This window comes from Methylobacterium sp. GC_Met_2, from assembly GCF_026540795.1.
In the GTDB taxonomy this organism is placed as follows: domain Bacteria; phylum Pseudomonadota; class Alphaproteobacteria; order Rhizobiales; family Beijerinckiaceae; genus Methylobacterium.
Map to the genome: position 1 here is coordinate 1 of NZ_JALNUM010000045.1, position 23,826 is coordinate 23,826.

The 23,826-nt window shown below is 71.8% G+C and carries 23 protein-coding genes; 14 read left to right on the forward strand and 9 right to left on the reverse strand.

Annotated elements, in window-relative coordinates:
• The first annotated feature begins 222 nt into the window (after nucleotides 1–222).
• From OXS49_RS16345 to OXS49_RS16355, 3 genes are all read left to right on the forward strand, one after another.
• Entirely contained in the window at nucleotides 223–1,104 is an 882-nt protein-coding gene (locus OXS49_RS16345; protein ID WP_267425647.1) for an alpha/beta hydrolase, read from the forward strand.
• Nucleotides 1,105–1,482: 378 nt separating this feature from the next.
• Nucleotides 1,483–1,806 carry a hypothetical protein gene (locus tag OXS49_RS16350; protein WP_267425648.1) on the forward strand — a complete coding sequence of 108 codons (324 nt, stop codon included), beginning with the start codon at nucleotides 1,483–1,485 and terminating at the stop codon, nucleotides 1,804–1,806.
• Between the two features lie 93 nt (nucleotides 1,807–1,899).
• Nucleotides 1,900–2,577: a carbonic anhydrase gene (locus tag OXS49_RS16355; protein ID WP_267425649.1), complete on the forward strand. Its 678-nt coding sequence runs from the start codon at nucleotides 1,900–1,902 to the stop codon at nucleotides 2,575–2,577.
• Nucleotides 2,578–2,663: 86 nt separating this feature from the next.
• Here the strand turns inward: OXS49_RS16355 and katG are convergent, their stop codons facing one another.
• The 4 genes from katG to OXS49_RS16375 form a co-directional block, all read right to left on the reverse strand.
• Nucleotides 2,664–4,985 (reverse strand): catalase/peroxidase HPI, encoded by a 2,322-nt coding sequence (gene katG / locus OXS49_RS16360; protein WP_267425651.1) that lies wholly within the window; start codon nucleotides 4,983–4,985, stop codon nucleotides 2,664–2,666.
• 240 nt (nucleotides 4,986–5,225) lie between these two features.
• On the reverse strand, nucleotides 5,226–6,389 hold the full coding sequence (locus OXS49_RS16365) for a hypothetical protein (RefSeq protein ID WP_243997888.1): 1,164 nt from the start codon (nucleotides 6,387–6,389) through the stop codon (nucleotides 5,226–5,228).
• A 122-nt stretch (nucleotides 6,390–6,511) separates the two neighbouring features.
• Nucleotides 6,512–6,910, reverse strand: coding sequence for a DUF1640 domain-containing protein (locus OXS49_RS16370; RefSeq protein ID WP_267425652.1), 399 nt, complete (start codon nucleotides 6,908–6,910; stop codon nucleotides 6,512–6,514).
• A 324-nt stretch (nucleotides 6,911–7,234) separates the two neighbouring features.
• Nucleotides 7,235–8,473, reverse strand: coding sequence for a histidine kinase dimerization/phosphoacceptor domain -containing protein (locus OXS49_RS16375; protein WP_243997884.1), 1,239 nt, complete (start codon nucleotides 8,471–8,473; stop codon nucleotides 7,235–7,237).
• A gap of 170 nt (nucleotides 8,474–8,643) precedes the next feature.
• Between OXS49_RS16375 and OXS49_RS16380 the strand changes: the two genes are divergently transcribed.
• On the forward strand, nucleotides 8,644–8,907 hold the full coding sequence (locus OXS49_RS16380; protein WP_243997882.1) for a hypothetical protein: 264 nt from the start codon (nucleotides 8,644–8,646) through the stop codon (nucleotides 8,905–8,907).
• 9 nt (nucleotides 8,908–8,916) lie between these two features.
• On the opposite strand, the gene OXS49_RS16385 is transcribed toward OXS49_RS16380, so the two are convergent.
• Nucleotides 8,917–9,501, reverse strand: coding sequence for a DNA-3-methyladenine glycosylase 2 family protein (locus OXS49_RS16385; RefSeq protein ID WP_346016954.1), 585 nt, complete (start codon nucleotides 9,499–9,501; stop codon nucleotides 8,917–8,919).
• 287 nt (nucleotides 9,502–9,788) lie between these two features.
• Between OXS49_RS16385 and OXS49_RS16390 the strand changes: the two genes are divergently transcribed.
• The 3 genes from OXS49_RS16390 to OXS49_RS16400 all read left to right on the forward strand — a co-directional run bounded on the left by OXS49_RS16390 (nucleotide 9,789) and on the right by OXS49_RS16400 (nucleotide 11,086).
• Nucleotides 9,789–10,346 (forward strand): metallophosphoesterase, encoded by a 558-nt coding sequence (locus OXS49_RS16390; RefSeq protein WP_243997879.1) that lies wholly within the window; start codon nucleotides 9,789–9,791, stop codon nucleotides 10,344–10,346.
• Between the two features lie 36 nt (nucleotides 10,347–10,382).
• Nucleotides 10,383–10,736 carry a hypothetical protein gene (locus OXS49_RS16395; protein WP_267425656.1) on the forward strand — a complete coding sequence of 118 codons (354 nt, stop codon included), beginning with the start codon at nucleotides 10,383–10,385 and terminating at the stop codon, nucleotides 10,734–10,736.
• Between the two features lie 86 nt (nucleotides 10,737–10,822).
• On the forward strand, nucleotides 10,823–11,086 hold the full coding sequence (locus tag OXS49_RS16400; RefSeq protein ID WP_243997875.1) for a hypothetical protein: 264 nt from the start codon (nucleotides 10,823–10,825) through the stop codon (nucleotides 11,084–11,086).
• 351 nt (nucleotides 11,087–11,437) lie between these two features.
• Here OXS49_RS16400 and OXS49_RS16405 read toward each other — a convergent pair whose 3' ends face one another.
• Complete coding sequence (locus OXS49_RS16405; protein WP_267425658.1) at nucleotides 11,438–12,247, reverse strand: sigma-70 family RNA polymerase sigma factor; 810 nt, start codon at nucleotides 12,245–12,247, stop codon at nucleotides 11,438–11,440.
• 385 nt (nucleotides 12,248–12,632) lie between these two features.
• Between OXS49_RS16405 and OXS49_RS16410 the strand changes: the two genes are divergently transcribed.
• From OXS49_RS16410 to OXS49_RS16435, 6 genes are all read left to right on the forward strand, one after another.
• Complete coding sequence (locus OXS49_RS16410; RefSeq protein WP_267425659.1) at nucleotides 12,633–13,814, forward strand: YihY/virulence factor BrkB family protein; 1,182 nt, start codon at nucleotides 12,633–12,635, stop codon at nucleotides 13,812–13,814.
• A 441-nt stretch (nucleotides 13,815–14,255) separates the two neighbouring features.
• Entirely contained in the window at nucleotides 14,256–14,966 is a 711-nt protein-coding gene (locus tag OXS49_RS16415; RefSeq protein ID WP_243997867.1) for a Crp/Fnr family transcriptional regulator, read from the forward strand.
• A 457-nt stretch (nucleotides 14,967–15,423) separates the two neighbouring features.
• On the forward strand, nucleotides 15,424–16,692 hold the full coding sequence (locus OXS49_RS16420; protein WP_244008312.1) for a LarC family nickel insertion protein: 1,269 nt from the start codon (nucleotides 15,424–15,426) through the stop codon (nucleotides 16,690–16,692).
• Nucleotides 16,689–17,513 (forward strand): adenine nucleotide alpha hydrolase, encoded by an 825-nt coding sequence (locus tag OXS49_RS16425; RefSeq protein WP_267425660.1) that lies wholly within the window; start codon nucleotides 16,689–16,691, stop codon nucleotides 17,511–17,513. The genes OXS49_RS16420 and OXS49_RS16425 overlap by 4 nt, the downstream gene beginning before the upstream one ends.
• The gene (gene larB, locus OXS49_RS16430; RefSeq protein WP_244008310.1) at nucleotides 17,510–18,190 is read left to right on the forward strand and encodes a nickel pincer cofactor biosynthesis protein LarB; all 681 of its coding nucleotides are present in this window, start codon (nucleotides 17,510–17,512) and stop codon (nucleotides 18,188–18,190) included. Before OXS49_RS16425 ends, larB begins: the two co-directional genes overlap by 4 nt.
• Before the next feature lie 55 nt (nucleotides 18,191–18,245).
• Complete coding sequence (locus OXS49_RS16435; RefSeq protein ID WP_267425661.1) at nucleotides 18,246–19,376, forward strand: aldo/keto reductase; 1,131 nt, start codon at nucleotides 18,246–18,248, stop codon at nucleotides 19,374–19,376.
• A gap of 155 nt (nucleotides 19,377–19,531) precedes the next feature.
• Here the strand turns inward: OXS49_RS16435 and OXS49_RS16440 are convergent, their stop codons facing one another.
• Together OXS49_RS16440 and OXS49_RS16445 are read right to left on the reverse strand one after the other, a co-directional pair.
• Nucleotides 19,532–21,808, reverse strand: a complete 2,277-nt coding sequence (locus OXS49_RS16440; protein WP_267425662.1) for a xanthine dehydrogenase family protein molybdopterin-binding subunit — start codon at nucleotides 21,806–21,808, stop codon at nucleotides 19,532–19,534.
• Nucleotides 21,809–21,943: 135 nt separating this feature from the next.
• Nucleotides 21,944–22,513, reverse strand: a complete 570-nt coding sequence (locus tag OXS49_RS16445) for a PepSY domain-containing protein (protein ID WP_267425663.1) — start codon at nucleotides 22,511–22,513, stop codon at nucleotides 21,944–21,946.
• Nucleotides 22,514–22,691: 178 nt separating this feature from the next.
• Here OXS49_RS16445 and OXS49_RS16450 point away from each other — a divergent pair, with 178 nt between their 5' ends.
• Nucleotides 22,692–22,940 carry a hypothetical protein gene (locus OXS49_RS16450; protein WP_243927532.1) on the forward strand — a complete coding sequence of 83 codons (249 nt, stop codon included), beginning with the start codon at nucleotides 22,692–22,694 and terminating at the stop codon, nucleotides 22,938–22,940.
• A gap of 77 nt (nucleotides 22,941–23,017) precedes the next feature.
• Here OXS49_RS16450 and OXS49_RS16455 read toward each other — a convergent pair whose 3' ends face one another.
• Nucleotides 23,018–23,782 (reverse strand): 3-hydroxyacyl-CoA dehydrogenase, encoded by a 765-nt coding sequence (locus tag OXS49_RS16455; RefSeq protein WP_244008306.1) that lies wholly within the window; start codon nucleotides 23,780–23,782, stop codon nucleotides 23,018–23,020.
• Nucleotides 23,783–23,826: the final 44 nt, after the last annotated feature.

The window sequence follows — 23,826 nt, forward strand, 5'->3', positions numbered from 1 at the left end:
CGCCCGCGACCGGCTTCGGGACTGGCGCGCGTGGCAGGCGCCCCGGCCGCTCGCCCGGATCTTCGCCCCGGCCACGCGGGAGCGGGTCGCGGCTCCGCCCTTCACGGGCTGGGGCTACGGCGGAACGATCCCCGGAGCGCGCCCCGGTTTCTGAACCCATCTCGACCCGGATCCCGGACCCTGCCATGGTGCATGAGCCGGGGCCGCCAGAGACAACCCACAATGGTTCAAGCGACCGGGAACCCAGCGTTTCGCCTGGAGGATCCGACCCCAGCGGATCCGCGCCACCGCTGGGCCTCCCTCGATCCCGACGCGCGGGATGCCTGCTACGACAACACCCGCGCGGTGGCCGACAGCGCGCAGCAGGTCGCCGCCCGGGACGCCGCCTCGGCCGCCTACCGGGCCGCGCATCCGGGCGGCCTCGACCGGCCCTACGGCCCGGGGGCCCGCAACGCGATCGATCTCTATCCGGCCCGGGATGCCGGTGCGCCCTGCCTGGTCTTCCTCCACGGGGGCTACTGGCAGCGGGGGGCGAGGGAGCTGTTCGCCTGCTTCGCGCAGGGCCCGAACGCCGCCGGCTGGTCGGTGGCGATGGTCGGCTACACCCTCGCCCCGGAGGCGAGCCTCACCCGGATCGCGGCCGAGATCGGCTCGGCCCTCGACTGGCTGGCCGCGCAGGGTCCGGGGCACGGGATCCGCGGCCCCCTGGTCCTGGCGGGCTGGTCGGCGGGCGGGCTGCTCACCGCGCTGCAGCTCGGCCATCCGGCCGTGGCGGCGGGGCTCGCCATCTCGGGCGTCTACGATCTCGCGCCGATCCGCCAGACCAGTCTCAACGACAAGCTCCATCTCACCGACGCGGAGATCGAGGCCCTCTCGCCGCTGCGCCTGCCGGTGGTGGAAAAACCCCTGTGCGTCGCCTACGGCACGCACGAGCTGCCGGCCCTGATCCACGACGCCCGCAACCTGCACGCCCTGCGGGCGGCGGCCCACGCCCCCGGCCCCCTGCTGCCGGTGCCCGGCGCCGAGCATTTCTCGGTGCTCGACGCCCTGCGCCGGCCGGACGGGATCCTGGTCCGGGCGGCCCACGCCCTGCTCGGGGGGTGACGACGTGTTCGGGATGAAGATCCTGGTTTCAAAAGGTCCGTGACCTTTTGCGGGTGCAAAGCAGGGCGCCGCCCCGACACCCCGCCAAAGGGCCTGCCCTTTGGAATCCCCTGATCGCCCTTCGCGGGCCCGGTACGCGGCGAAGGCTGCCGCCCTGGGGGCAAGCGAATCGCGTTCAGACCGTAATCCCGCCGCCGGAGTCTGACGATGCGTCGGCGTGCGCCCACGCACACAGTCAATCCCGCGCCGGGGATTAAATTTTCTCGTGTTCTACTGTGTCGGGACGCACATCGACCTTGTCTGATCATGGCTATGTTCAGGACATCGGCGAAAACGCAGTGTTCTTCGCAGAACTGGAACAGACGAGGAGACACGACGATGCACGCACGCCCCCTCTCGATCCTCCGCCCGACCCTCGGCCTCGCCGTCCTGGCCGCCGCCGCACCCCTGCTGATGCCCCTGGCCGCCCAGGCCGGCGAGGGCGGTGGCGGGAGCCGCCAGGTCGCCGGTGGTGGCCATATGAGCTCCTACATCAGCGATCCCCACCACGACCCGCGCTCGCTCCACTCGCAGCGTATGGGCACCGGCCAGATCCTCGGCGCGCCGATGCTCCACGAGCGGGCCGGAGCCGCCCTGGTCCGCCGCCCGGTCGAGTCCCACTGGGCATCCGGGACCACCCGAAACCGCCGGCCGATCCGCTGAGATCACGCGCCGCAATCACCCGCCGCCGGGCTCCGGTCCGGCCGGCCTCTCCCGCTTCCGTCACCGCTGCCGCCCCGTGTCAGGGATCCGTTCATGAACAGCCTCATCCAGGGCATCGCCGCCTTCCAGGGCCACGTCTTCCCCGGCCAGCGCGCGATGTACCAGCAGCTCGTGCGTGACGGTCAGCACCCGAGCGCGCTGATCATTGCGTGCGCGGATTCCCGGGTCTCGCCGGAGCACATCACCCAGGCGGGGCCGGGCGAGCTGTTCGTCTGCCGCAACGCCGGCAACATCGTGCCCCCGGCCTCCGACGTGATCGGCGGCGTCTCCTCGGCGATCGAGTACGCCGTGGTGGCGCTCAAGGTGCGCGACATCGTGATCTGCGGCCATTCCGATTGCGGCGCGATGCACGGGCTGATGCACCGGGACGCGCTGGCGCGGATGCCCGCCGTCGCGGCCTGGCTGCGCCACGCCGAGGCCGCCGAGCGGATCGTCTGCGAGGCCTATCCGGAGGACATGGACGAGACGGCCCGCCACCACGCCCTGGCGCTGGAGAACGTGGTGGTGCAGCTCGCCAACCTGCGCACGCATCCGAGCGTCGCGGCTGCCCTCGCCAAGGGGACGCTGCGCCTGCACGGCTGGTTCTTCGAGATCGAGACCGGCGCCCTCCTGGCGTATGACGGCGCGGAGGGACGCTTCCGGCCGATCGCGGAGGCCGACATGCCGGTGGCCCAGGTTTCTACCGCCGGCAGCCGCCGGCGGGCGGCCTGAACGGTGCCGCCGCGGATCTTCCCTCCCCCCGCAGAGGGGGGAGGGAGAGAAGCGGGGTCGGTCGTGCCCCTCCCCGCTTCCCGATCTCAGGCCGCCATCGGCGCGTAGCGCTTGTGGCCCTTCACGTCGAAGCGATCGAGCATCATGACCTTGTCCCAGACCCGGACGAAGTCCCTGACGAACCGTGCGTCTCCGTCGCGTCCCGCATAGGCGTCGGCGATGTTGCGCAGCTGCGCGTTCGACCCGAAGACGAGGTCGCTGCGCGTGGCCGTATACTTCGCCTGACCCGATGTCCGGTCCTTGAGCGTGAAGGTCATGCCCTCCGCGTCGGCCTTCTCCCAGACGAGGTCGGTGTCGGTCACCGCCCGGAAGAAGTCCGGGCTCAGCACGCCGACCCGGTCGGTGAAGACGCCGTGCTGCCCGCCATCGTGGTTGGCGTTCAGTGCCCGCAGGCCGGCGGTCAGGACCGCCCATTCCGGGGCCGTCAGGGTCATCAGGTTGGCCTTGTCGAGGAAGAGTTCCTCCGGCGAGACGCCGCGGGTCATCTGCCCGAACCCGTCATCGACGTAGTTGCGGAACCCGTCCGCCACCGGCTTGAGCCACGTGAACATCTCGATGTCGGTGAGCTCCTGCGTGGTGTCGACCCGGCCCGGGGTGAACGGCACCGGGATTGCGGCGCCGGCCTCCGAGGCGGCCTTCTCCACGGCGACGCAGCCGCCGAGCACGATCAGGTCGGCGAGCGAGACCCGCTTGCCGTCGCTGCGGCGATCGTTGAACGCCGCCATCACGCCGCGCAGGGCCTCGACCACCGGGGCGGCCCTGCGGTTGACCGCCCAGTCCTTCTGGGGTGCCAGCGCCAGCCGCCCGCCATTGGCGCCGCCGCGCTTGTCGCTGTCGCGGTAGGTCGCGGCCGCCGAGAAGGCCGTGAAGGCGAGGTCCGAGACCGACAGGCCCCTGTCGAGGATCGCCTGCTTGAGCGCAGCGATCTCAGGAGCGCCGACCGGCGCGTAGGCGGCGTCGGGCAGCGGGTCCTGCCACAGCAGCCCGTCCTCGATCGTCACCTCCGGGCCGAGATAGCGGTGCTTGGGGCCCATGTCGCGGTGGGTGAGCTTGTACCACGCCTTCGAGAAGGCCTGCGTGAACGCGTCGAAGTCGCCCAGAAACTTCTCGCAGACCTTGCGGTACTCCGGATCGACCTTGAGGGCGATGTCGGAGGTCATCATCATCAGCGGGTGCATCTGGCCGGCGACATGCGCGTCGGGGGTCTTGGGCGCGTTCGGGTCCTTGGGCGTCCATTGCAGGGCGCCGGCCGGGCTCTTGGTCTGCTCCCACTCGAACGTGAAGAGATTCTCCAGGTAGGCATTGTCCCACTGGGTCGGATCGGGGGTCCAGCTGCCCTCGATGCCGTTGGTCATCGTATCCTTGCCGGAGCCCGCCCCCTTCGGGTTGTGCCAGCCCAGGCCCATCGCCTCCATGGGCGCCATCTCGGGCGGCGGGCCGATCTCCTTGGCGGGGGTCATGCCGTGGCTCTTGCCGAAGGCGTGGCCGCCCGCGATCAGCGCCACCGTCTCCTCGTCGTTCATCGCCATGCGGGTGAAGGTGACGCGGATATCATTCGCCGAGCCCTGCGGGTCGCCGTTGGCGTAGGGGCCCTCCGGGTTCACGTAGATCAGCGCCTGGTGGGAGGCGGCGAGCGGGTTCTCCAGGTCGTAGTCGGCGTCGCCGTTCTTCGCCCGCCAGCGCTTGTCGCGGTTCACCATGTCGTCGAAGCTCGACACGCTGCCCATGTCGACCACCTCGGGGCCCCAGTAGGTGGCGTTGTCGGCCTCCCAGGCATCGAGCCGGCCGCCGGCGAAGCCGTAGGTCGGCAGGCCCATGATCTCCAGGGCGCAATTGCCGGTGAGCACCATCAGGTCGGCCCACGACAGGGCGTTGCCGTATTTGTGCTTGATCGGCTGCAGGAGGCGGCGCGACTTGTCGGTGTTGCCGTTGTCCCACCAGCTCGAGATCGGCGCGAAGCGCTGCATGCCGGTGCCGGCGCCGCCCCGCCCGTCCGCGATCCGGTAGGTGCCGGCCGAGTGCCAGGCCATGCGGATCATCTGCGGGCCGTAATTGCCGTAATCGGATGGCCACCAGGCGACCGACGAGGTCAGGAACTGCTTGATGTCGCTCTTGAGCGCATCGAGGTCGATCGTGGCGAATTCGGCGGCGTAGTCGAAATCCGGGCCGAGCGGATCGGCGGCGAGCCCGTTCTGGTGCAGCAGCTCGACCCGCAGGCGATGGGGATACCAGTTCTCCAGGGCGGGCCGGTCGCCGAAGGCCCCGCCGATCCGGTCACCGCCGAAGGGGCACTGGCCCTGCATCTCGAACGTCGTGGTGTCGGTCTTGTCGAGTCTCATGTCGTCCATCAGGAATCCCCCCTGTGTCGCGGAACCGACGCGGCCGGCCTCGCCCCGTCGTCCGCAGACCCCGACGGCCGCGCGCGCGGCGCCACGGCCATCGGTCACTGTGCGCTTTCAGACCGAGAGCGAAATCAGGCCGCAGCCCCCAAAATCAAGGGCTTGCGGCTTGGCTGTTGGCCGCAGCGGTGCCGGCCGCCCTCACGTTCCGGCGACCGACCCGGTGCACAGCGGCATTTTGCCTGAGGCCTACAGGGATCGCGGCCTCAGCCGGGCGAGGAGATCCTGCCCCGGGAACCGGACCGGCGGCATCGGCCCAGCGGGTGGCGGCGCGTCCCCCGGAATCGGGCCTTCGGCGAAGCGCGCCCCGGCCGACCAGAAGCCGTCGCGGCGGGTTCCGACCATTCCGAGGCCGATCGGCTCGCGCGCGACCTCGGGGCGCAGCCGTCCCGAAGCCCAGACCCGCTGCCAGCACCCGCGCCGCGACAGGTCGGCGTCCCGCCAGCCGAGCCGGGCGTAACCGGCCGCCGCGAAGACGCGCGTCCCGGCAAAATCCTCCGGGATCCACACCCAGCTCGAGAACACGTGGATCGCGTCCCGGTCGAAACCGGCCGGATCGACCGTCCGGGTGAACGCGGTGAATCCCGGTTCCCGGTGCCGGCCGACATGCCGCCGCAGCCGGCCCGACAGCGCCAGCGCCTCCGGGAAGGCGTCAGCGTCGAGGCGGGTCGGCGCCGCGCCGTGAACAAGCGCATAGGCCCCGTCCACGAGGTGCATCCAGGGCTCCAGATCGACCGCCCAGGCCTGCTCCGCCGGTGCGAAGCGGCGCACCCGCCCCTCGATCCGGTGATCGGCGCCGCGCCGGACGGGCTCCGGGGTCCAGGCCGGCCCGGCCTCGGTGACGCGCAGCAGCGTCGCGGGCCCGTGCGCCCGGACCGCCTCGGCGAGCCGCGCGAAGCCGGAATCCGGCGCGTCACGGTCGACCTTGCGCACCAGGATCTTCGAGCCTTCGGCGAGTTCGTCGAGGAACTTGCGCTTGAGATGGGCGAGCCGGCCGTATTCCCGCTCCAGCAGCGCCTCCGGGGCGACCGAGCCCTCCGGGTGCCCGGTATTGGCCCAGATGTTGTACGCGAGGCTGTGGCAATAGTAGGTGCCGCCCGCGCTCACCGACAGGCGCAGGTCGCCCGGCACGCCGAAATCCGAAAACCCGCAGCGCAGGCCGCGGATCAAATCCTCCAGCGGCGTGTAGGAGAAGCGCAGCAGGCCGGACGGCTCGACCCCGCCGTAGCGCTGCACGAACCCGAACTCGCAATTGTCGCCGAGGCTTCGGAAGGCGTGGAGCCGCTGGGCGAGGGTCTTGGCCGCCCCCTCCCCGACCCCGGTCTCCGCCCCTGTCGTGTCTCGACGCGCCATCACGCCAGATCGCGGCGGCGCGGGGCGTTTGTCCAGCCCCGCGGCCCCATCCCGGAAGCCGGGCGTAAGCCTTTCGTGACGATCCGCGCGCCGGAGCCGAGAGCCCGGCGGGCGCGCATGGCTCAGTGCAGGCCCCGCGTGAGGGCCACGACCGCGCCGACGATCACGAGCGCCTGAAACCCGATCGAGCCGATCGTCCACTTGATGATCTCGGCCTTGGTGGCTTCGATCCTGGCCTCCAGGCGCAGCTCCGCCTCGCGCAGGTCGGCCTTCGTGGAGAGCCGCAGCGCTTCAAGGTCGGTCTTCGTGGAGAGCCGCAGCACTTCATTGTCGGTCTTCGTTGAAAGCCGCAACGCCTCGATATCCGTCCGGACCATGGCGATGTCGGTCTTCGTCGCCAGATCGCTCTGGATCGCCTCCGCGACGGCATCGGCCAGACCTTCTGCCTGCTCCGACGACATCTTCGCCTTCTCGCGGAGCGTGCGGACGAAGCGGAGCGTATCGAAGGCGACGGCGGTCATGCGCCGATACCCGGCCCGCCACCGAGGGGACCGGGCGTTTGTTCCATCGCCTTCGGCTTGGAGGCGGTCATCATGATCTGCCCGCGCGGACGGTCGGATTCGGAGGTAACGGCCAAGACCATATCGATGCGCGCATCGTGCGCAAGCGCATCATCCTGAACGATGAGGCCCGGATGTCGCAAAAAGAAGTCACGATCACAGCTTCAACGCCTACGCACAGCTCCGATGTCCAGGGCGATGCTCACAGTGACCAAGTCCAGGGGGTAGAATTTCCAGACCGATCGTACCCTGCCCCGATCTTGCGACCCGGGCGCCGCACGCGGCTCAGGGCGTCAGCGGTACCTCCAGCCGGAAGCAGGCGCCCCGCGGCGTCCTCGGCGTCGTGAGCTGGCCGCCGAGCTGGCGGGTGAGGCTGCCGACGACCCGCATGCCGAGGCTCTTCGAGGTGCGCCCGACCTCGAAGCCCGGCGGCAGCCCGACCCCGTCATCGGCCACCTCGACCACGAGGAGGTCGGGCCGGGGCTCCGCCCGGACCCGGATCTCGCCGCCCTCCGGGTGCGTCCCGAGGGGATACGCGTATTTGAGCGCGTTGGTGACGAGTTCGTTGACCAGGAGCCCGATCGGGATCGCCCGATCGGCCGAGATCCGGTACGGGGCGGCCGTGCAGGCGAGCCTCCGGTCGGGCCGGCCGCCCGCGAGGTTGGCCACGAGGGTCTCCAGGAACGGCGCGAGGTCGAGCTCGCCCGGAACCCCCTCCCCGTTCCCGTCTCCGCCCCCGTCGCCTTGCCGCCAGAGCTGGTCGTGGACGCCCGCGATCGCCTCGACGCGGCTGCGCGCATCCGTCAGGGCGGCGTGCACGGCGGGCTCGGCCTCGGCGGCGCGGGCCTGGAGGGCGAGCAGGCTCGCCACGATCGCGAGGCTGTTCTTGACCCGGTGGCTCATCTCGCGGGCGAGCAGGTCCTGGCGGGCGAGGGCCGCGCGCAGCAGGCTCTCGGTGCGCTGGCGCTCGATCGCGCCGCCGAGCAGGTTGGCGAAGCCCTGCATGAAGGCGATGTCGGCCTCCGCGAACATGCCCTCGCGGGTATCGTCCACCTCCAGCACCCCGAAGGCGCCCTCCCGGTTCTCGATCAGCACGTTGATCGCCCGGCGGACGCCGTGCTCGGCCATGAGCTGAGGCGTGCGGAACCGGGTCTCGGCGGCGAGGTGGTTCGAGATCACCGGCCGCCCGGTCTTCAGGGCGAAGCCCGCCGGCGAGGCGAGATCGGCGCCGACCCGCGCCTTGCCGATCACGTCGGATCCCCAGCCGACGCCCGCCCGCACCAGCAGCGTGTCGGCACCGGGCCGGTATTCCAGGGCTTTGCAGAACTCGGCCCCCATGCCCTGCGCGCACAGCTCCGTGGCCCGCTGCAGCAGGTGATCGACATCGGTGCCGCGCAGGGCCTCGACGCCGAACTCCGACAGGATCGCCTGCTGGCGCAGGCGATAGTCGAGATCGGGACGCGAGGCGTCCCGCGGCGCGTTCGGGCTGGGTTCCACTTCGGTCAGGTCGGTCTTTATGGTCATGAAGACAGCAGAGTACGCGGACTTGCGCGGACAGGCCAACGCTTCGTCCGCGCCGGTCCGTGGCCGGACGCAGGTTTCCGCCGCACCCGTCGTCGCACCCCCGCCGACGACCGGAGCCGCCGACCCCGTGCGGCGTTCGTCCGTCAACCCCGACGCGAGGAGCGCACAGCATGGCCGACGACGTGAACGGACTCTCCGACAAGGCGCTCTCGATCTTCGCCTTCGCGGCCTATCACCGCCTCGTCAGCGGCGAGCGGGTCACCTCGGTGATCCGCAAGGACGGCGCCGGCCACGAGGCCGACCCGCAGGGTGTGAAGGAGCTGGAGGAGCGTGGCCTCGTCACCGCCGGCGAGACCGAGATCGACTTCGGCGAGACGGCGCAGCAGGCGGTCGAGACGATGGTCGCGGCCCTGCGCCAGGCGGTCGGGCGCTGAGGCGATGCGTCATGCGGGCGCCGCGGCGGCCGTGTCCTTGATGCGCCAGAGGTAGCGCGCGAGGATCGAGCGGTACGGCGCGAAGGCCGCCGCCACGGCGCGCGTGTCGGCCTGGCCGGTCAGCCGGCGCAGGCATCCGACCGCCGCCACGTCGCCCTCCGGCCAGATGTCCGGGTCGTGGAAATGGAAGATGCCGACCATGTCGGCCGTCCAGGGGCCCACGCCGCGGATACCGCACAGGATCGCGGCGCGCTCCGGATGCGGCAGCCCGGCCAGTTCCGGGCCGAGCAGGCCCGCCGCCTCGGCCGCGACGATCGCCTGCAGGGCCCGGGCCTTGTTGCCCGAAAGGCCGCAGGCCCGCAGGAGATCCGGGTCGCCGGCCTCGAACAGGGCGCGCGGCGTGCCGGCGGCCGCGGTAGCCGCTGCCTCGATCCGCCCCCAGATCGCCGCGGCGGCCCGGGTGGAGAGCTGCTGGTTGACCACCTCGACGAACAGGCGCTCGGCGACGCAGGGGTGTGCCGCCGGCTCGATCCGGAGCGGGCCGGCTCGCTCCAGGGCGTCCCGCAGGGCCGGGTATGGGCCGGCCGCCGGCAGGAGATGGGTGTGCAGAAGATCGCGGGTTTCCAAAGGGCTACGCCCTTTGGTGGGTCGCGAGGGCGAAGCCCCGGCGCATCGGGCGAAGCCCGACACTCGAGCAAGGCGCGACATCCGGGCAAAGCCCGACATCCGGGCAAAGCCCTGCACCCGCAAAAGGTCGCAGACCCTTTGAAACCCGGACTTTCAAGACGAACGACATGATGGGGAACGCGGATGGTGCGGACATTCGATGACAGGCTCCTGGCGCGTCGGCGATCGACGGGACAACCGCTCCGGCGGGCGTCATGACCCTCTTCTTCACCGCGGACACGCATTTCGGCGATCCGCACATCCTCCGGCACCAGCGGGCCCGGTTCGATACGATCGAGGCCCACGACGAGACCCTGATCGCCCGGTGGAACGCCGTCGTCGGCCCCGGGGACGGCGTCTGGCACCTCGGCGACTTCGCCGCCCATGCGAGCCGCGACCATTGCGCGGCGGTCTTCGCCCGGCTCAACGGGACCAAGCGCCTCGTCCGGGGCAACCACGATTCGAACCGCGTGCTAGACCTGCCCTGGGCCGAGCCGCCCGTGGACAGCGCCCGCCTGTCGATCCCGGACGCGCAGGGCGCGGAACACCGGCTGTTCCTGTCGCACTACGCCCACCGGGCGTGGCCGGGCCTGTGGCGGGAGACGCGCCATCTCTACGGCCACAGCCACGGCTGGCTCGCCGACACGACCCGGTCCTGCGACGTCGGCGTCGATGCCTGGGACGCGCGTCCGGTCACCCTCGACGCGATCCTGGCGCGTCAGGCGGCGGCCGCGCTCGTGCCGGAGGAACTCGCCACCCAGGGTCTGCGCTGATTCCCATACGGGATTCCCTCAGGAGGCCGCACCGCCATGACCGACACGCCCGCACCACCGCCCGGCTGGGCCGAGGCCGCCGTCCAGGCCGCGACCGAACTCGGGCTCGGGACCGCCTTCGCGGAGATGGACCGGACGGATCGGGATCAGGTCCTGCGCCGCGTCGGGCAGATCCTCGCCGGACAGGGGCAGGCCCTGCCGCCCGGCTGGGAGCGCGCGCTGGCGCGGCTGCTCTCGGGTGATGATCTCGGGGGCGATGATCCCGGGGGCGATGATCCGGGTCGCGCCGACGAGACCGGCCGCCCGGCCGACGCCGCGCTGGCGCGCGACACGGCCGACACGGTCCTCGCCGAGAAAGGCGAGGTGTTCGCACCCGAAGACGACGCCTGAAACGCCGGTGCGCAACGTCGGTCTCTTGGAAAACTCTGTGGCGTCCGGCGGTTGCCGTCGCCCCGGTCGGGGCCGATGTAGGGCGCATGCCCCAATCCGAATATCAGCGCGCCGCCCCGAGACCCATCACCACGCGATCCGCCGCACGGACAGGTCCCGACGGGGCGCAGGCCGCCCTGCGGGTGGTCCCGATCGCGGGCCGTCCGGTCCTCGACGCGCAGACGCGCGTGCGCCTCGGCCACGCGCTGCGCGCGCTGTACGATCCGGTGATCGACGAGGCTTTGGATCCCCGGCTGGCGGAGCTGCTGCTGCAGCTCGACGCGGACCGGGCGGGAAAGGTTTCGCGCTGAGGATCCGGCCGGACGCGCCCCCAGCCGAGAAGGGGGCTCCCATCGGCGGATCGGGGGGGTGTCGCACCGATGGGAGCCGAGCCGAGCCGACGGATCGACCCAACCCGCTTCATGTCGCCCGAGTCTGCACCCGGGCGCTTTCACCTAAGTCAAATTTGCTGCTGAATACACGCGGATAAGCGACGAATTTGCGTATTCGGGGTTGAAGCCCTGCAAGGCGGGCCGGTCGGGAGCCGCATCCCGACAGGCGGCATGGCCCCCGAACACGGATCACGCTCCGACGGGCCCGGGCCTCGTCCCGGATTTCCCGTTCCGGATTTCTCGTCCCGGATTTCCTGGCCGCGACGATCCTCAGGCCGTGGTGCCGGTCACCGACAGCATCACGCCGTCGTTGCCGATCTCGGCCCCGCTGTAGCCGAGCATCCGGGCGAGCTGCTCCCGGGCGCGCCAGACCCGGCTCTTCACGGTCCCGATCCGGCAGTTCATCACGGCGGCGGCTTCCTCGTAGCTCAGGTTCTCGATCGCCACGAGGACCAGAGCCTCCCGCATCATCGGTGCGAGCCGGTCGAGGGCGGCGCGCACGTCCTGCAGGTCGAGGTGCCCCCCCTGCTCGGGGATGCTGGTCAGCCGTTCTGCGTGGTTGCCGTCGGAATCCGCGATCTCGCGGCCCTGCTTGCGGTGCTGGCTGTAGAAGACGTTGCGCAGGATCGTGAACAGCCACGCTTCCAAGTTGGTGCCGGGGGTGAAGCCGCCCCGGCCGCGCCAGCCGCGCAGCAGCGTGTCCTGCACGAGGTCGTCGGCCGCCGCCGGGTCGCGGGTCAGCGAGACCGCGAAGCGGTGCAGCGCCGGCACCACCTCCAGCAGGCCGGCGCGGAACGTCGCCTCCCGCGCGCCGTCGGCCCGGGTGAGGGCGGTCCCGAGGCGGGCCAGGAGTTCGGCGAAGCGATCCGAGGTGGCCCCCGGCGCCGGGCCGATCCGGTCGTAGGCATGGCCGAGCAGGGTGCCCAGATGGGCCCGCACGGCCTCCGGCAGACCGTGGCGGGTGTCCTCGCGCGTATCCTCGGCAGAGTCGTCGGCGCCATCCGCGACGCGATCCTCCAGCGTATCGGCCAGGGGGTCGGCCAGGGGGGCGAGGAGGGATGAGCCTTCGGGTGCGGGCATTCAGGTCCGGTCGTCGGCGATCGGGCCGGTCGAGCCCGCACGCGGTTGTCGCGCGCCGAGGCCGCCCATGCCGCAACATGGGTTAGCGGTTTGCCGGAACGCTCATCGGTCGCGGGCTTCCCATGCTCGGTCTGCCGCCCCCCCACCCCCCGGCACCAGAGCCGCGCAAGCGCGGACCCGGATCGGCCCGGTCGAGGGCGCTGCCGGCCAGCGGGGTCTTCGCGCCAGGTTTCAACGGCGATGTTGCAACTGAAAGGCGAACCGTTGCGTGCGATGTGACGTTCCCCTGGGCAAGTGCGGCCCTCGATCGCGTCCCCGGGCGCCTCGGAACCTCCGCCCAGAAGCCGTCCCAGACCCTGTCCCACAACCCCGCCCGGAATCCGCGATGCCCGTTCCCGAACCCGCCCGCTCCGAGGCCGCCGGTCCGCAGGGTCACGCATCGACGGTCTGGACGCTGGCGCTGGCCACCGCGCTGATCGGCCTCGTGGCCCTCCCGCGCCGGACGGGCCGGCCGGCCGAACCGGCCCCGGACCAGAGCTCGGATCAGAGCTCGGATCAGGATGGCGCGCGCCGGCCCTCCCCTTCGCATACGGGCGGCGCGGCGCATACCGTCGCCCGGACTGAGGCCGATCGCGGGCGCGGCGCCGCCACGCCCACCGAGATCCCCGCCAAGGGCTGGAAGGACATCGCGCTGCGCACCTACCGCGCCATCGGCGAGAACCGGCTGTCGCTGATCGCGGCCGGCGTCACCTTCTTCACCCTGCTGGCGATCTTCCCGGCGGTGGCGGCGCTGGTCTCGTGCTACGGCCTCGTGGCCGATGCCTCGACCATCAACGCGCAGCTCGCCAGCCTCCAGGGTATCCTGCCCCAGGGCGCGCTGGAGATCATCGGCGATCAGGTCAAGCGCCTGAACGAGCAGGGCGACACCACCCTGGGGTTCAGCTTGGTCTTCAGCATCGTTCTGTCGGTCTGGAGCGCCAATGGCGGCGTGAAGCACGTCTTCGACGCGCTCAACCTCGTCTACAACGAGCGCGAACGGCGCAATTTCGTCGTGCTCAACCTCGTCTCCCTCGGCTTCACCGCGGGGGCGCTGCTGTTCCTGATCCTGGCGCTGTCCGCGGTGGTGGTGCTGCCCCTGGTGCTCACCTACGTCGGGCTCGGGGCCGACGCGCGGTGGCTGACGCTCCTGCGCTGGCCGGCTTTGTTCGTGGCGGTCCTGCTCGGGCTCGCCCTGCTCTACCGCTACGGCCCCAGCCGGGATGCGCCGCGCTGGCGCTGGGTCACGCCCGGGAGCGCGCTGGCGGCTTTGCTGTGGATCGCCGCGTCGCTGCTGTTCTCATGGTACGTCGCCCATTTCGGCAGCTACAACAAGACCTACGGCTCGCTCGGCGCGGCCATCGGCTTCATGACCTGGATCTGGCTCTCGACCATGATCGTGCTGGCCGGCGCCCAGCTGAACGCCGAGATGGAGCACCAGACCGCCGAGGATACCACCGTCGGCACGCCGCAGCCGCTCGGCACCCGCCGGGCGCGCATGGCCGATACGGTGGGCGCCGCCGCGGAGTAGCGCACCGGCCCCGCGGGGCCGGTGATCCGCCGGCTCAATCCCGGCGGTCGCAAGCAATGGTGGCTTCCGGGGCCGGCCCGGGCGAGGATTCGTGGGGCCTTGAGCCCGACGTGACCGACCCGGTTGGGCAAACTAACACAGGTTGGCGCGCGGTTCTCCGGTCCAGGCACAAGCGGATCAAGAACATCCGGATTTCGCGATCCGGAAGACCGTTTACCTTCCGCCGATCGAAATATCCGTGCCTGACAACTTGATTGATACCTTCGACGGCACCGTCGCGTGCGCCGACCCGGGCGCGCGGATCCACCGACGGCCAGGGGCCGGCCTGCGCGTCGTCGGGCTTGGCCCGGCCGCGACGCTCCGGATGGTCGCCGGACCGGCGGCATGAGACCGGTCCGCACCCGCCCCGCAAGCCCCGCCGCGATCTGACCGGAGGCGGGCGTGGAGAATCCGTTCGTCCGGAAATTGGAGCGGCATGTCCGCCTCGCCCCCGAGGATCGCGTGACCCTCGACGGTCTCGCGCGCCAGCACATCCGCCACGTCGCGGGCCGCCAGGACATCGAGGGGCCGCACAGCGACCCGTACCACACGCACCTGATCCTCGACGGCTGGGCCTGCCGCTACAAGCAGTTCCCGGACGGGCGGCGGGCGATCGTCGCCCTGCTCCTGCCGGGCGACCTGTGCGATCCGTTCGCGTTCCGCCGGGCGCGCATGGACCACGCCATCGGGGCGCTGACCCCCGTCACGGTCGCGCGGATCACCCCCGAGCAGATCGCCGACGCGGTCCGCGGCCGGCCCGCCATCGAGGAGGGCCTGTGGCGGGAGACGCTCGCCACCACGGCCATCCACCGGGAGTGGATCGCCAGCGTCGGGCGCCGCTCGGCGATCGAGCGGCTGGCGCACCTGTTCTGCGAGCTGCACCTGCGGCTCACCTGGGCGGGTCTGGCGGACGGGACCAGCCTGCCGATGCCGGTGACCCAGCCGGATCTCGCCGACGCCCTCGGCCAGACCAGCGTGCACATCAACCGCACCCTCAAGGAGCTGCGCAGCAGCGGCCTCGTCGCCCTGCGCAGCCGGCGCCTGACGATCCGCGACCTCGACGGCCTGCGGGAGCGGGGGCTGTTCGATCCGGCCTACCTGCTGCCGGCATAGAGGGCGCTCTGGCGCCGAAAGGGACACCGGTTCGGCGCAGGAGCGCGCCAGAACAAAGGCCTGGAGCCGGCCGGAGCGGACCAGCGTACACTCCGGAGTGGCCCCCCCGAACAAGACGCGGGTCCCCTCTCCCGTGCGGGAGAGGGACAGGGTGAGGGGCGAGAATTTTCGTGAGGGGCGAGAATTTTCAGGATCGAGCGCGTCGGTAACGCAACGTCAGGGGGGGCGCCTCGTCCGGATCGTTCTCCTCCCTCACCCCAACCCTCTCCCGCTCGGGAGAGGGGGCAGGTCGCGCTCGCCAAGTCCGAAGGCGCACGACTGTCCTGTCGCGCGCAGGCCGGCGGGCGATACGCCGCGGCACCGGTCGGCCTTGCGTCCCGCGGCGAACCTTGCCTTGGGGCCGATGCGGCCGATCTCAGCAGACGTGCCCAATCCGTGGCAGGCCGACCGGCAGACGATGCACATTCATCTCGACGCACTCGGCGGCGTGGCCGGCGACATGTTCGCCGCCGCCCTGCTGGACGCCTTCCCCGAGCATCAGGACGGCGTGAGCGCGAGCATCCGGGCGGTCGATGCCCGCATCGCCTGCGCGCTGCACCCGCACAACGACGGCATCCTGCGCGGCGCGCGTTTTTTCGTTTCCGGACCCGGGGTCGAGCCCGATCACCGGCACGATCACGGCCACCATCATCACCCACACCACGATCACGACCATACGCACGGCCATACGCACGATCACGGCCACCGGCCCTGGTCGGAGATCCGCGCCGCGCTGACGGAAGCGGATCTCGCGCCTTCGGTCCGGGCGCAGGCGCTCGGCATCTTCGGCCACCTCGCCGACGCGGAGGCCCGGGTGCACGGCATCGCGGTCGATGCGGTGGCGTTCCACGAGGTCGGGGCCTTCGATTCGATCGCCGACATCGTGGCCGCCGCCCACCTGATCGCCGCGCTGGAGGTGCGGAGCTGGAGCGTCTCGGCCCTGCCGCTCGGCTCCGGCCGGGTGAAGACCCAGCACGGCCCCCTCCCCGTCCCGGCGCCGGCCACCACGCTGCTGCTCGCCGGCTTCTCCACCCTCGACGACGGCGTCCCCGGCGAACGCGTCACGCCCACCGGGGCGGCGATCCTGCGCCATCTCTGCGGCGGCGATCCCGGGCGGGGCCGGCCCCGGGGGATCCTCGGGCGCACCGGCATCGGCTTCGGCACGAAGGTGCTGCCGGGCCTGAGCAACTGCCTGCGCGCCCTGGTGCTGGAGGAGGGCGCCGCCGCCGGCCCGGGCCGGCGGGATCTCGCGGTGATCGCCTTCGAGATCGACGACCAGTCCGGCGAGGACCTCGCTATGGGCCTCGACTGCTTGCGCGCCGAGCCCGGGATCCTCGACGTCGTGCAGGCCCCGGTCCTCGGCAAGAAGGGCCGGATGATGGCCCATATCCAGGCCCTGGTGCGCCCGGAGAGCCTGGAGGCGGCGATCGCGGCCTGTTTCCGGGAGACCACCACGATCGGCCTGCGTTACCACCTTGTGGAGGGCGCGGTGCTGGATCGGGAAGCCCATACGGTCGAGCAGGCGGGCCGGCCGGTCCGGGTGAAGGTCGTGGACCGGCCGGGCGGGCGCACCGCCAAGGCCGAGGCCGACGATTCCCGCGACCATGCCGGCCACGCCGCGCGGGCCGCCCTGCGCCGCGCGGCCGAGCGTCTCGCCCTGGACCAGCAGCCGGAGGAGGAGCGGTGACGCACCGGAAGACTCTCGAAACGGTCCTCGCCGGGCTCGGCCCCGTGGCGGTGGCGGTGAGCGGCGGGGTCGACAGCCTGACGCTCGCCACCCTCGCCCACCGGCTGGCGCCGGGGGCGGCCCTGATGGTCCACGCGGTCTCGCCGGCGGTGCCCGGGGAGGCGACCGCGCGGGTGCGCGCCGAGGGTGCCCGCGAGGGCTGGGATCTGCGGGTGATCGAGGCCGGCGAGTTCGCCGACCCGGCCTACCGGGCGAACCCGGTCAACCGCTGCTTCTTCTGCAAGACCAATCTCTACGGCGCGGTCCGGGCCGTCACCGACCGGCAGATCCTGTCGGGCGCCAATCGCGACGACCTCGGCGAGTACCGCCCCGGCCTCGACGCCGCCCGGCAGCACGGCGTGCGCCATCCCTACGTGGAGGCCGGGTTCGACAAGGCGTCCGTGCGGGCGCTCGCCCGCGACCTCGGCCTCGGCACGGTGGCGGAGCTGCCGGCGGCGCCTTGCTTGTCGAGCCGGGTCGAGACCGGCATTCCGATCGAGCCGGAAACCTTGAGCTTCATCCACGCGGTCGAGCGGCTGGTCGGCGGGGCACTCGACGCGGGGGCCGGCGCCAAGCGCGCGGTCCGCTGCCGGGTGCGCGCCGAGGGGGTGGTGGTGGAACTCGATCCCGGGAGCCTTGCGGCCCTCGACGCCGCGGAGCGCGAAACGCTCGGGGCCGGCATCCGGGCGCTCGCCCCGCCGCGTCTCGCCGGCCTCGTTCGCTTCGCCCCCTACCGGGTCGGCAGCGCCTTCCTGGTCGAGCCGCGGGAGGCCCAGGCATGAGCATCGCGGAAGAATTCACCCTCGATTTCGCCCGGTCCGAGCGGATCGGCCTGGAGGAGGCGATCTTCTGCGCCGGCAAGAGCCCGGAGCAGATCGACGCGATCCTGGAGGCCGCCCGGGTGCGGGGCGCCTCGCTCCTGCTCACCCGCCTCGACCCGGAGAAGCGCGACCGGCTCAGGGATGGGGCGCGGCTCGACTATTGCCCGGTCTCGCGCACGGCGGTGTTCGGCGAGGCCCCCCGGGTCACGGGCCCGGCCCGGGTCGCCGTGGTGGCGGCCGGCACCTCGGACGTGCCCGTCGCCCGCGAGGCCCTGCGGGTGCTGGCCTATGGCGGCCGGGCGGCCTCGCTCTTTGCCGATGTCGGCGTCGCCGGCCTGTGGCGGCTGACCACGCGGATCGCGGAGATCCGGGCCCATCCGGTGGTGATCGTCGCCGCCGGGATGGATGCGGCCCTGCCGAGCGTCGTCGGCGGCCTCGTGGCGGGCGCGGTGATCGCGGTTCCGACCTCCGTGGGCTACGGCGTCGCGGCCGGCGGGCGCGCCGCCCTCGATGCCGTGCTGGCGAGCTGCGCGCCCGGCATCACGGTGGTCAACATCGACAACGGCTACGGCGCCGCCTGCGCCGCCCTGCGCCTGCTCCACGCGGCAGGACGCCTCGCCGAGGAGCGCGAACGATGACCCGGCCCGACGCATTACCTCCCCGCACCCGACCATTCGCGAACGGAGACAGCCGATGGAACGCCGCAGCTTCCTACAGGGCGCCGTGCTCGGCGCCGGACTTTCCGGCGCGAGCTTGGCTGGCGCCGGCAGCGCAGGAGCGGCCGTGAACGCCCCCGCCAGCCCTCTGCCCGGCAACCGCCCGCAGGACCCGGCCGACCTGCCCTTCGTCACCGATCCCGGCGAGCGCCGGGGCGAGATGCTCTACCGGACCTTCGGCAAGACGTCGGAAAAGATCTCGGCGATCGGCATGGGTGGGTTCCACCTCGGCAAGAGCGCCGTGACGGACGACGATGCGACGCGGCTGATCCATGCCGGGATCGACCGCGGCATCACCTTCATGGACAATTGCTGGGATTACAACGACGGGCGCTCCGAGCTGCGCATGGGCGCGGCGCTGGCCCAGGGCGGCTACCGCGACAAAGTCTTCCTGATGTCCAAAATGGACGGGCGGACCAAGGAAGAGGCGATCAAGCAGATCGACCAGTCGCTCCTGCGCCTGCGCACCGACCGGATCGACCTCGTCCAGCACCATGAGATCCTGCGCTACGACGATCCCGACCGGGTCTTCGCTGAGGGCGGCGCCATGGAGGGGTTCCTGGAGGCCAAGAAGCAGGGCAAGCTGCGCTACATCGGCTTCACCGGCCACAAGGACCCGCGCATCCACCTGCAGATGCTGGAGGTGGCGGCCGAGCGCGGCTTCCACTTCGATTCCGTGCAGATGCCCGTCAACGTGATGGACGCGCATTTCCGCTCGTTCAGCCACCTCGTCCTGCCGTATCTGGTGCAGAACGGCATCGCGCCGCTCGCCATGAAGACGTTCGGCGACGGGGTGATCCTGAAGGCGGACGCGCCGATCCGGCCGATCGAGTACCTGCATTTCTCGCTGAACCTGCCGGTCTCGGTGGTGATCACCGGCATTCAGAACCAGCGCGACCTCGACCAGGCCTTCGAGGCGGTGAAAACCTTCACGCCGATGGACAAGGCCACGGTGGCCGAGTTGCTGTCGCGCTCGAAGCCCTACGCGCTGGAGGGCAAGTACGAGCTGTTCAAGACGAGCGCGACCTTCGACGGCACCGCCAAGAACGCGGCGTGGCTCGGCGACGACGTGCAGGGCGTGAAGAAGCTCGCGCCGACGATGGAGTAAGGCGTCAAGGGTCTCTGCGCCGAAGCGGCCGCTCCCCCCTCCCCCTTGCGGGAAGGGGTTAGGGGTGGGGGTGGTTCAGACGGCACCGCTGTGCTCAATCCGGCACCACCCCCACCTCCGGCTCCTCCCCGCAAGGGGGAGGAGAGCATGCCCCCTCACACCACATCCTCCAGCCGGATCGGCAGGCTGCGGATCCGGCGGCCGGTGGCGTGGTGGATTGCGTTGGCGATGGCCGCGTTCACCCCGATGATCCCGAGCTCGCCCAGGCCCTTCAGGCCCAGCGCGTCGACCTGATCGTCGGGATCGGGCACCAGCAGCGCCTCGACCTCCGGCGCGTCGGCCGCGGTGGGGACGAGGTACTCGGCGAGATCCGGATTGCGATAGGCGGCGCCGTCGAGCACCGTCTCTTCGAGCAGCGCCGAGCCGAGCCCCCAGATCATCCCGCCCATGAGCTGGCTCTTGGCGGTCAGCGGGTTGAGGATCCGCCCCGCCGCGAAGGCGCCGGTCAGCCGCGCCACCCGGATCTCCCCGGTCTCGGCCTCGATATGGACCTCGGCGAACTGCGCGCCAAAACCCCAGGAGACGGCCTTGCCGCCCCCGCCCAGGCTGAGGCCGATATGGCCGCCGCGCAGGCCCTGAAGCGCCTTCTCCCGGTCGCCCCCTGCGGGCACGAATTCCGCGACGGTCTCGACGCCCGCGGGGCCGACCGCCTCGCCAAGCGCGATCCCGGTCCCGTCCGGCGCCGCGAGCCGGCCGCCCGCGAGGCGCAACGCGCCCGGATCCCGGCCGGCGAGGCGTCCGCCTTGCCCGGTCGCGGCCTGCACCAGGGTTTTGCGGATCTGCCGGCAGCCGAGCGCCAGGGCGTTCATCAGGCTGGTGGTCGTGCTCGACCCGCCCGAGATGCCGGCCGCCGGAAGGTCGGTGTCGCCGAGCCGGACCGTCACCCGCTCCACCGGAACCCCGAGCCCGTCCGCCGCGCCCATGGCGAGCAGCGTGGTGATGCCGTTGCCGATCTCGTGATGCGCGCAGGCCACCTCCGCCGATCCGTCCGGGCCGAGCCGGACCCGCATCGTCGCGGCGGCGATTTTTACGGGTCGCACCGAGGCCGCGCAGCCGAGGCCGATCAGCCAGGGGCCATCCCGCATCGCGCCCAAGCGCGGCACCCGGCGCGACCAGCCGAAGGCCTTTGCCCCGGCCTCGAAGCAGGCCATCAGCGGCCGGGTCGAGAACGGTTTTCCCGAGACCGGATCGACCGCCGTGTCGTTGCGCCGGCGCAGTTCGATCGGGTCCATGCCGAGCGCCACCGCCATCTCGTCGACGGCGCTCTCCAGGGCGAACAGGAACGGCACCTCCGGGGGCGCCCGCATCGGCCCCGGCGTGTTGCGGTCGACCCGCACGGCCCGCTCCTCGGTGCGGATGTTCGGGCAGGCATAGAGGCTCGCGGTCACCTCCGCCCCCTCCATCACGAAGGGATCGAAGCGCGACGTCACGGTCTCGGCCTCGTGCACCAGGGCGGTGAACCGGCCCGACCTGTCGGCGCCGAGCCGGATCCTGTGGCGCGATTCCGGCCGGTAATTGGCGATGGTGAAGCAGTGCCGCCGGCTCGGTACCAGGGAGACCGGCCGGCCGAGGCGCTTGGCCGCGAGCGCGACCAGCGCCGTGTGTTGCGACAGCGCGAATTTCGAGCCGAAATGGCCGCCGATCAGGCCCGCCACCACCCGCACGTTCGCGGGATCGAGGCCGAGCTGCGCCGCGAGCCCGTGCTGGACGGCGCCGACATAGCGGGTCGGCTCGTGCACGGTGAGCCGGTCGCCGTCCCAGGCGGCCCGGGTGGTGAACAACTCGATCGGGTTGTGGTGCTGGACCGGGGTCGCGTAGCGGGCCTCGACGCGGATGGCCGCGCCCGCCAAGCCGGCCTCGACATCGCCCCGGTTGATGTCCTCGTGGTGGGGTTTCAGGTCGGCGAGGCGCACGGTCTCGGCGCCGGGCGCATCGAAACCCCCGGCGGCGGGCTCCTCGGCGTAGGAGACCCGGACCGCACCGGCCGCCGCCTCGGCGGCCTCCAGGGTCTCGGCGACGACCAGCGCCACGATCTGGCCGGCATACGCCACCGTGTCGGAGTCGAGGGGCCGGTGCGAGCTGTTGGCGTAGCCGCCGGCCATCAGGTGCTTCACCGGGGCCACCGCGCCGGAAAAATCCCGGTGGGTGAAGATGGCAAGCAGGCCCGGCACCGCCCGCGCGGCGTCGCAGTCGAACCCGGCGATCCGGCCCCGGGCGATGGGGCTGGTCACCAGGGCGGCGTGGGCCGTGCCCCGGTCCGGTCCGGGGCGGTCGGAGCTGTAGAGGGCCCGGCCCGTGACCTTGTCGGGCCCCTCGACCCGGGTGTGGGCCTGGCCGAGATGGTCTCCGGATTCCAAAGCGTGCGAATCCATGCCGCCCTCCCCGTCCGCGGCCATCGGGCCGCCTGCAGGGAGGGAAGCGCCCCGGGGGCGGTTCGGCTCCCCGGGCGGTGGGGCGACAGGATGCAGCGGCCGCGCGGATGGCGCACCAGCGCGGCCGGGATCAGCTCAGTTCAAGACCTTCCCGTCCGGGCCGACCTTGACCTCCTGCTCCTTGTCGGTGCCGGCCACCTTGATCTCGTACTGGACCGCGGAGCCGTCCTTCTCGACCTCGGCCTCGTAGGCCTTGCCGCCGCCGGCCTTCTGCTCGGCGATGGCCAGCGCGTCCTTCAGGGAGGTCTTGGCGTTCTGGAAGTCGGAGGCCTTCAGGCGGGTGAAGTAGCGCTCGAACGGCTGGTTCTCGGTCTTGTAGAGCGCGCCCGTGTCGGCGTTGATGCCGTACTCGACGAGCTTGCCGCTCGGGTAGACGACCTTGATCGCGTAATGGGCCGGGTCCTTGCTGTCGGCCTTCTCGAAGTCGGCATCGATGGCGCGGCCGCCCTTCTCGTCGCCCTGCGTCTCGGCGGTGGCGAGCGCCTGGGCGAGGCCGACCTTGGCGAGCTTGGCGACCTGCCATTCCTTCAGGTTGCTGTCGGCCTTGGAGGCCGGCTCGGCGGGGGTGGAGGTGGCGGTCTGGGCGAGCGTGAGGCTCGTGGAGAGCGCGAGCAGGCCGGCGGCGGCGGCGAGACGGGTGATCATGGCGGGTGTCCCTTTTGCGGGTGCGTTTATGGTTGCGGGTGCGTTCATGGGAGCGTGAAACGCCGGCTCCGGGATACGGTTGCCTCCCCACGGGGAAGAAAAGCCTCCCGGTGTCCGGATGGCGCGGCCCGCCGCTCCAGCTGTATGAGGGGCTGACCCACCCGACACGGAGCCGCCCATGACCGGACACGAACCCGAGCCGCTGGACGAGTTCACGCGCCTGCACGCCAAGCTCTCCGCCCTGGAGATCGTGCTGGGCGTCCTGATCGGGCGCCTGTCGGAGGAGAATCCCGAGATCCGCGAGGACGTGAAGCGCGACGTGGCCGCGATCCTGTCCGACATGCCGATCGACGGCCCGAGCGAGGAGATGATCGCCGAGGAGGTCCGCCGGGCCGCCGGAGTCCTGACCAGCGTGTCGATCGGCTAGTCACCGGTCGGTGGATCCCAAAGGGCAAGCCCTTTGGCGGGGTGTCGGGGCAGCGCCCCGACGCTTGGTTCGCGCCTTCAGCGCGGCGGCATCCGCAAGGCCCCGTCGAGGCGGATCGTCTCGCCGTTGAGCATCGGGTTCTCGCAGATGTGCCGGACCAGGGCGGCGTATTCGGCCGGCCGGCCGAGCCGCGGCGGGAACGGCACGCTCTGCCCGAGCCCGTCCTGCACCTCCTGCGGCAGCCCGGCCATCATGGGCGTCTCGAAGATGCCGGGCGCGATCGTCACCACCCGGATGCCGTGCCGGGCGAGTTCCCGGGCGATCGGCAGGGTCATGGACACCACCCCGCCCTTCGAGGCCGCGTAGGCGGCCTGCCCGATCTGGCCGTCGAAGGCCGCGATCGAGGCGGTGTTGACGATCACGCCCCGGGCGCCCGTCTCGTCCGGCGCCTCCCGGCCGATCGCGTCGGCCGCCAGCCGGATCATGTTGAAGGTGCCCACGAGGTTGACCGTGACCGCCCTGGCGAAGCTGTCGAGGCGGTGCGGCCCGTCGCGGCCGACCACCTTCTCGCCCGGCGCGATCCCGGCGCAGTTCACCAGCCCGTGCAGGTGCCCGAACGCGTCCAGGGCCGTCCGGACCGCCGCCGCGCCGTCCGCCTCGCGGGTGACGTCGGTCTCGGCGAAGCGCGCCGCCGCGCCGAGCTCCGCCGCCACCCGGGCGCCGGCCTCCCGGGCGATGTCGGCCAGCACCACCCGGGCGCCCGCCGCCACGAGGCCGCGCGCCGTCGCCTCGCCCAGGCCCGAGCCCGCCCCGGTGACGATGAAGACGCGATCCTGAATCATTCCGGCCTCCCCCGATAATCCCAGCCGCCGCGCACACGGCGCGC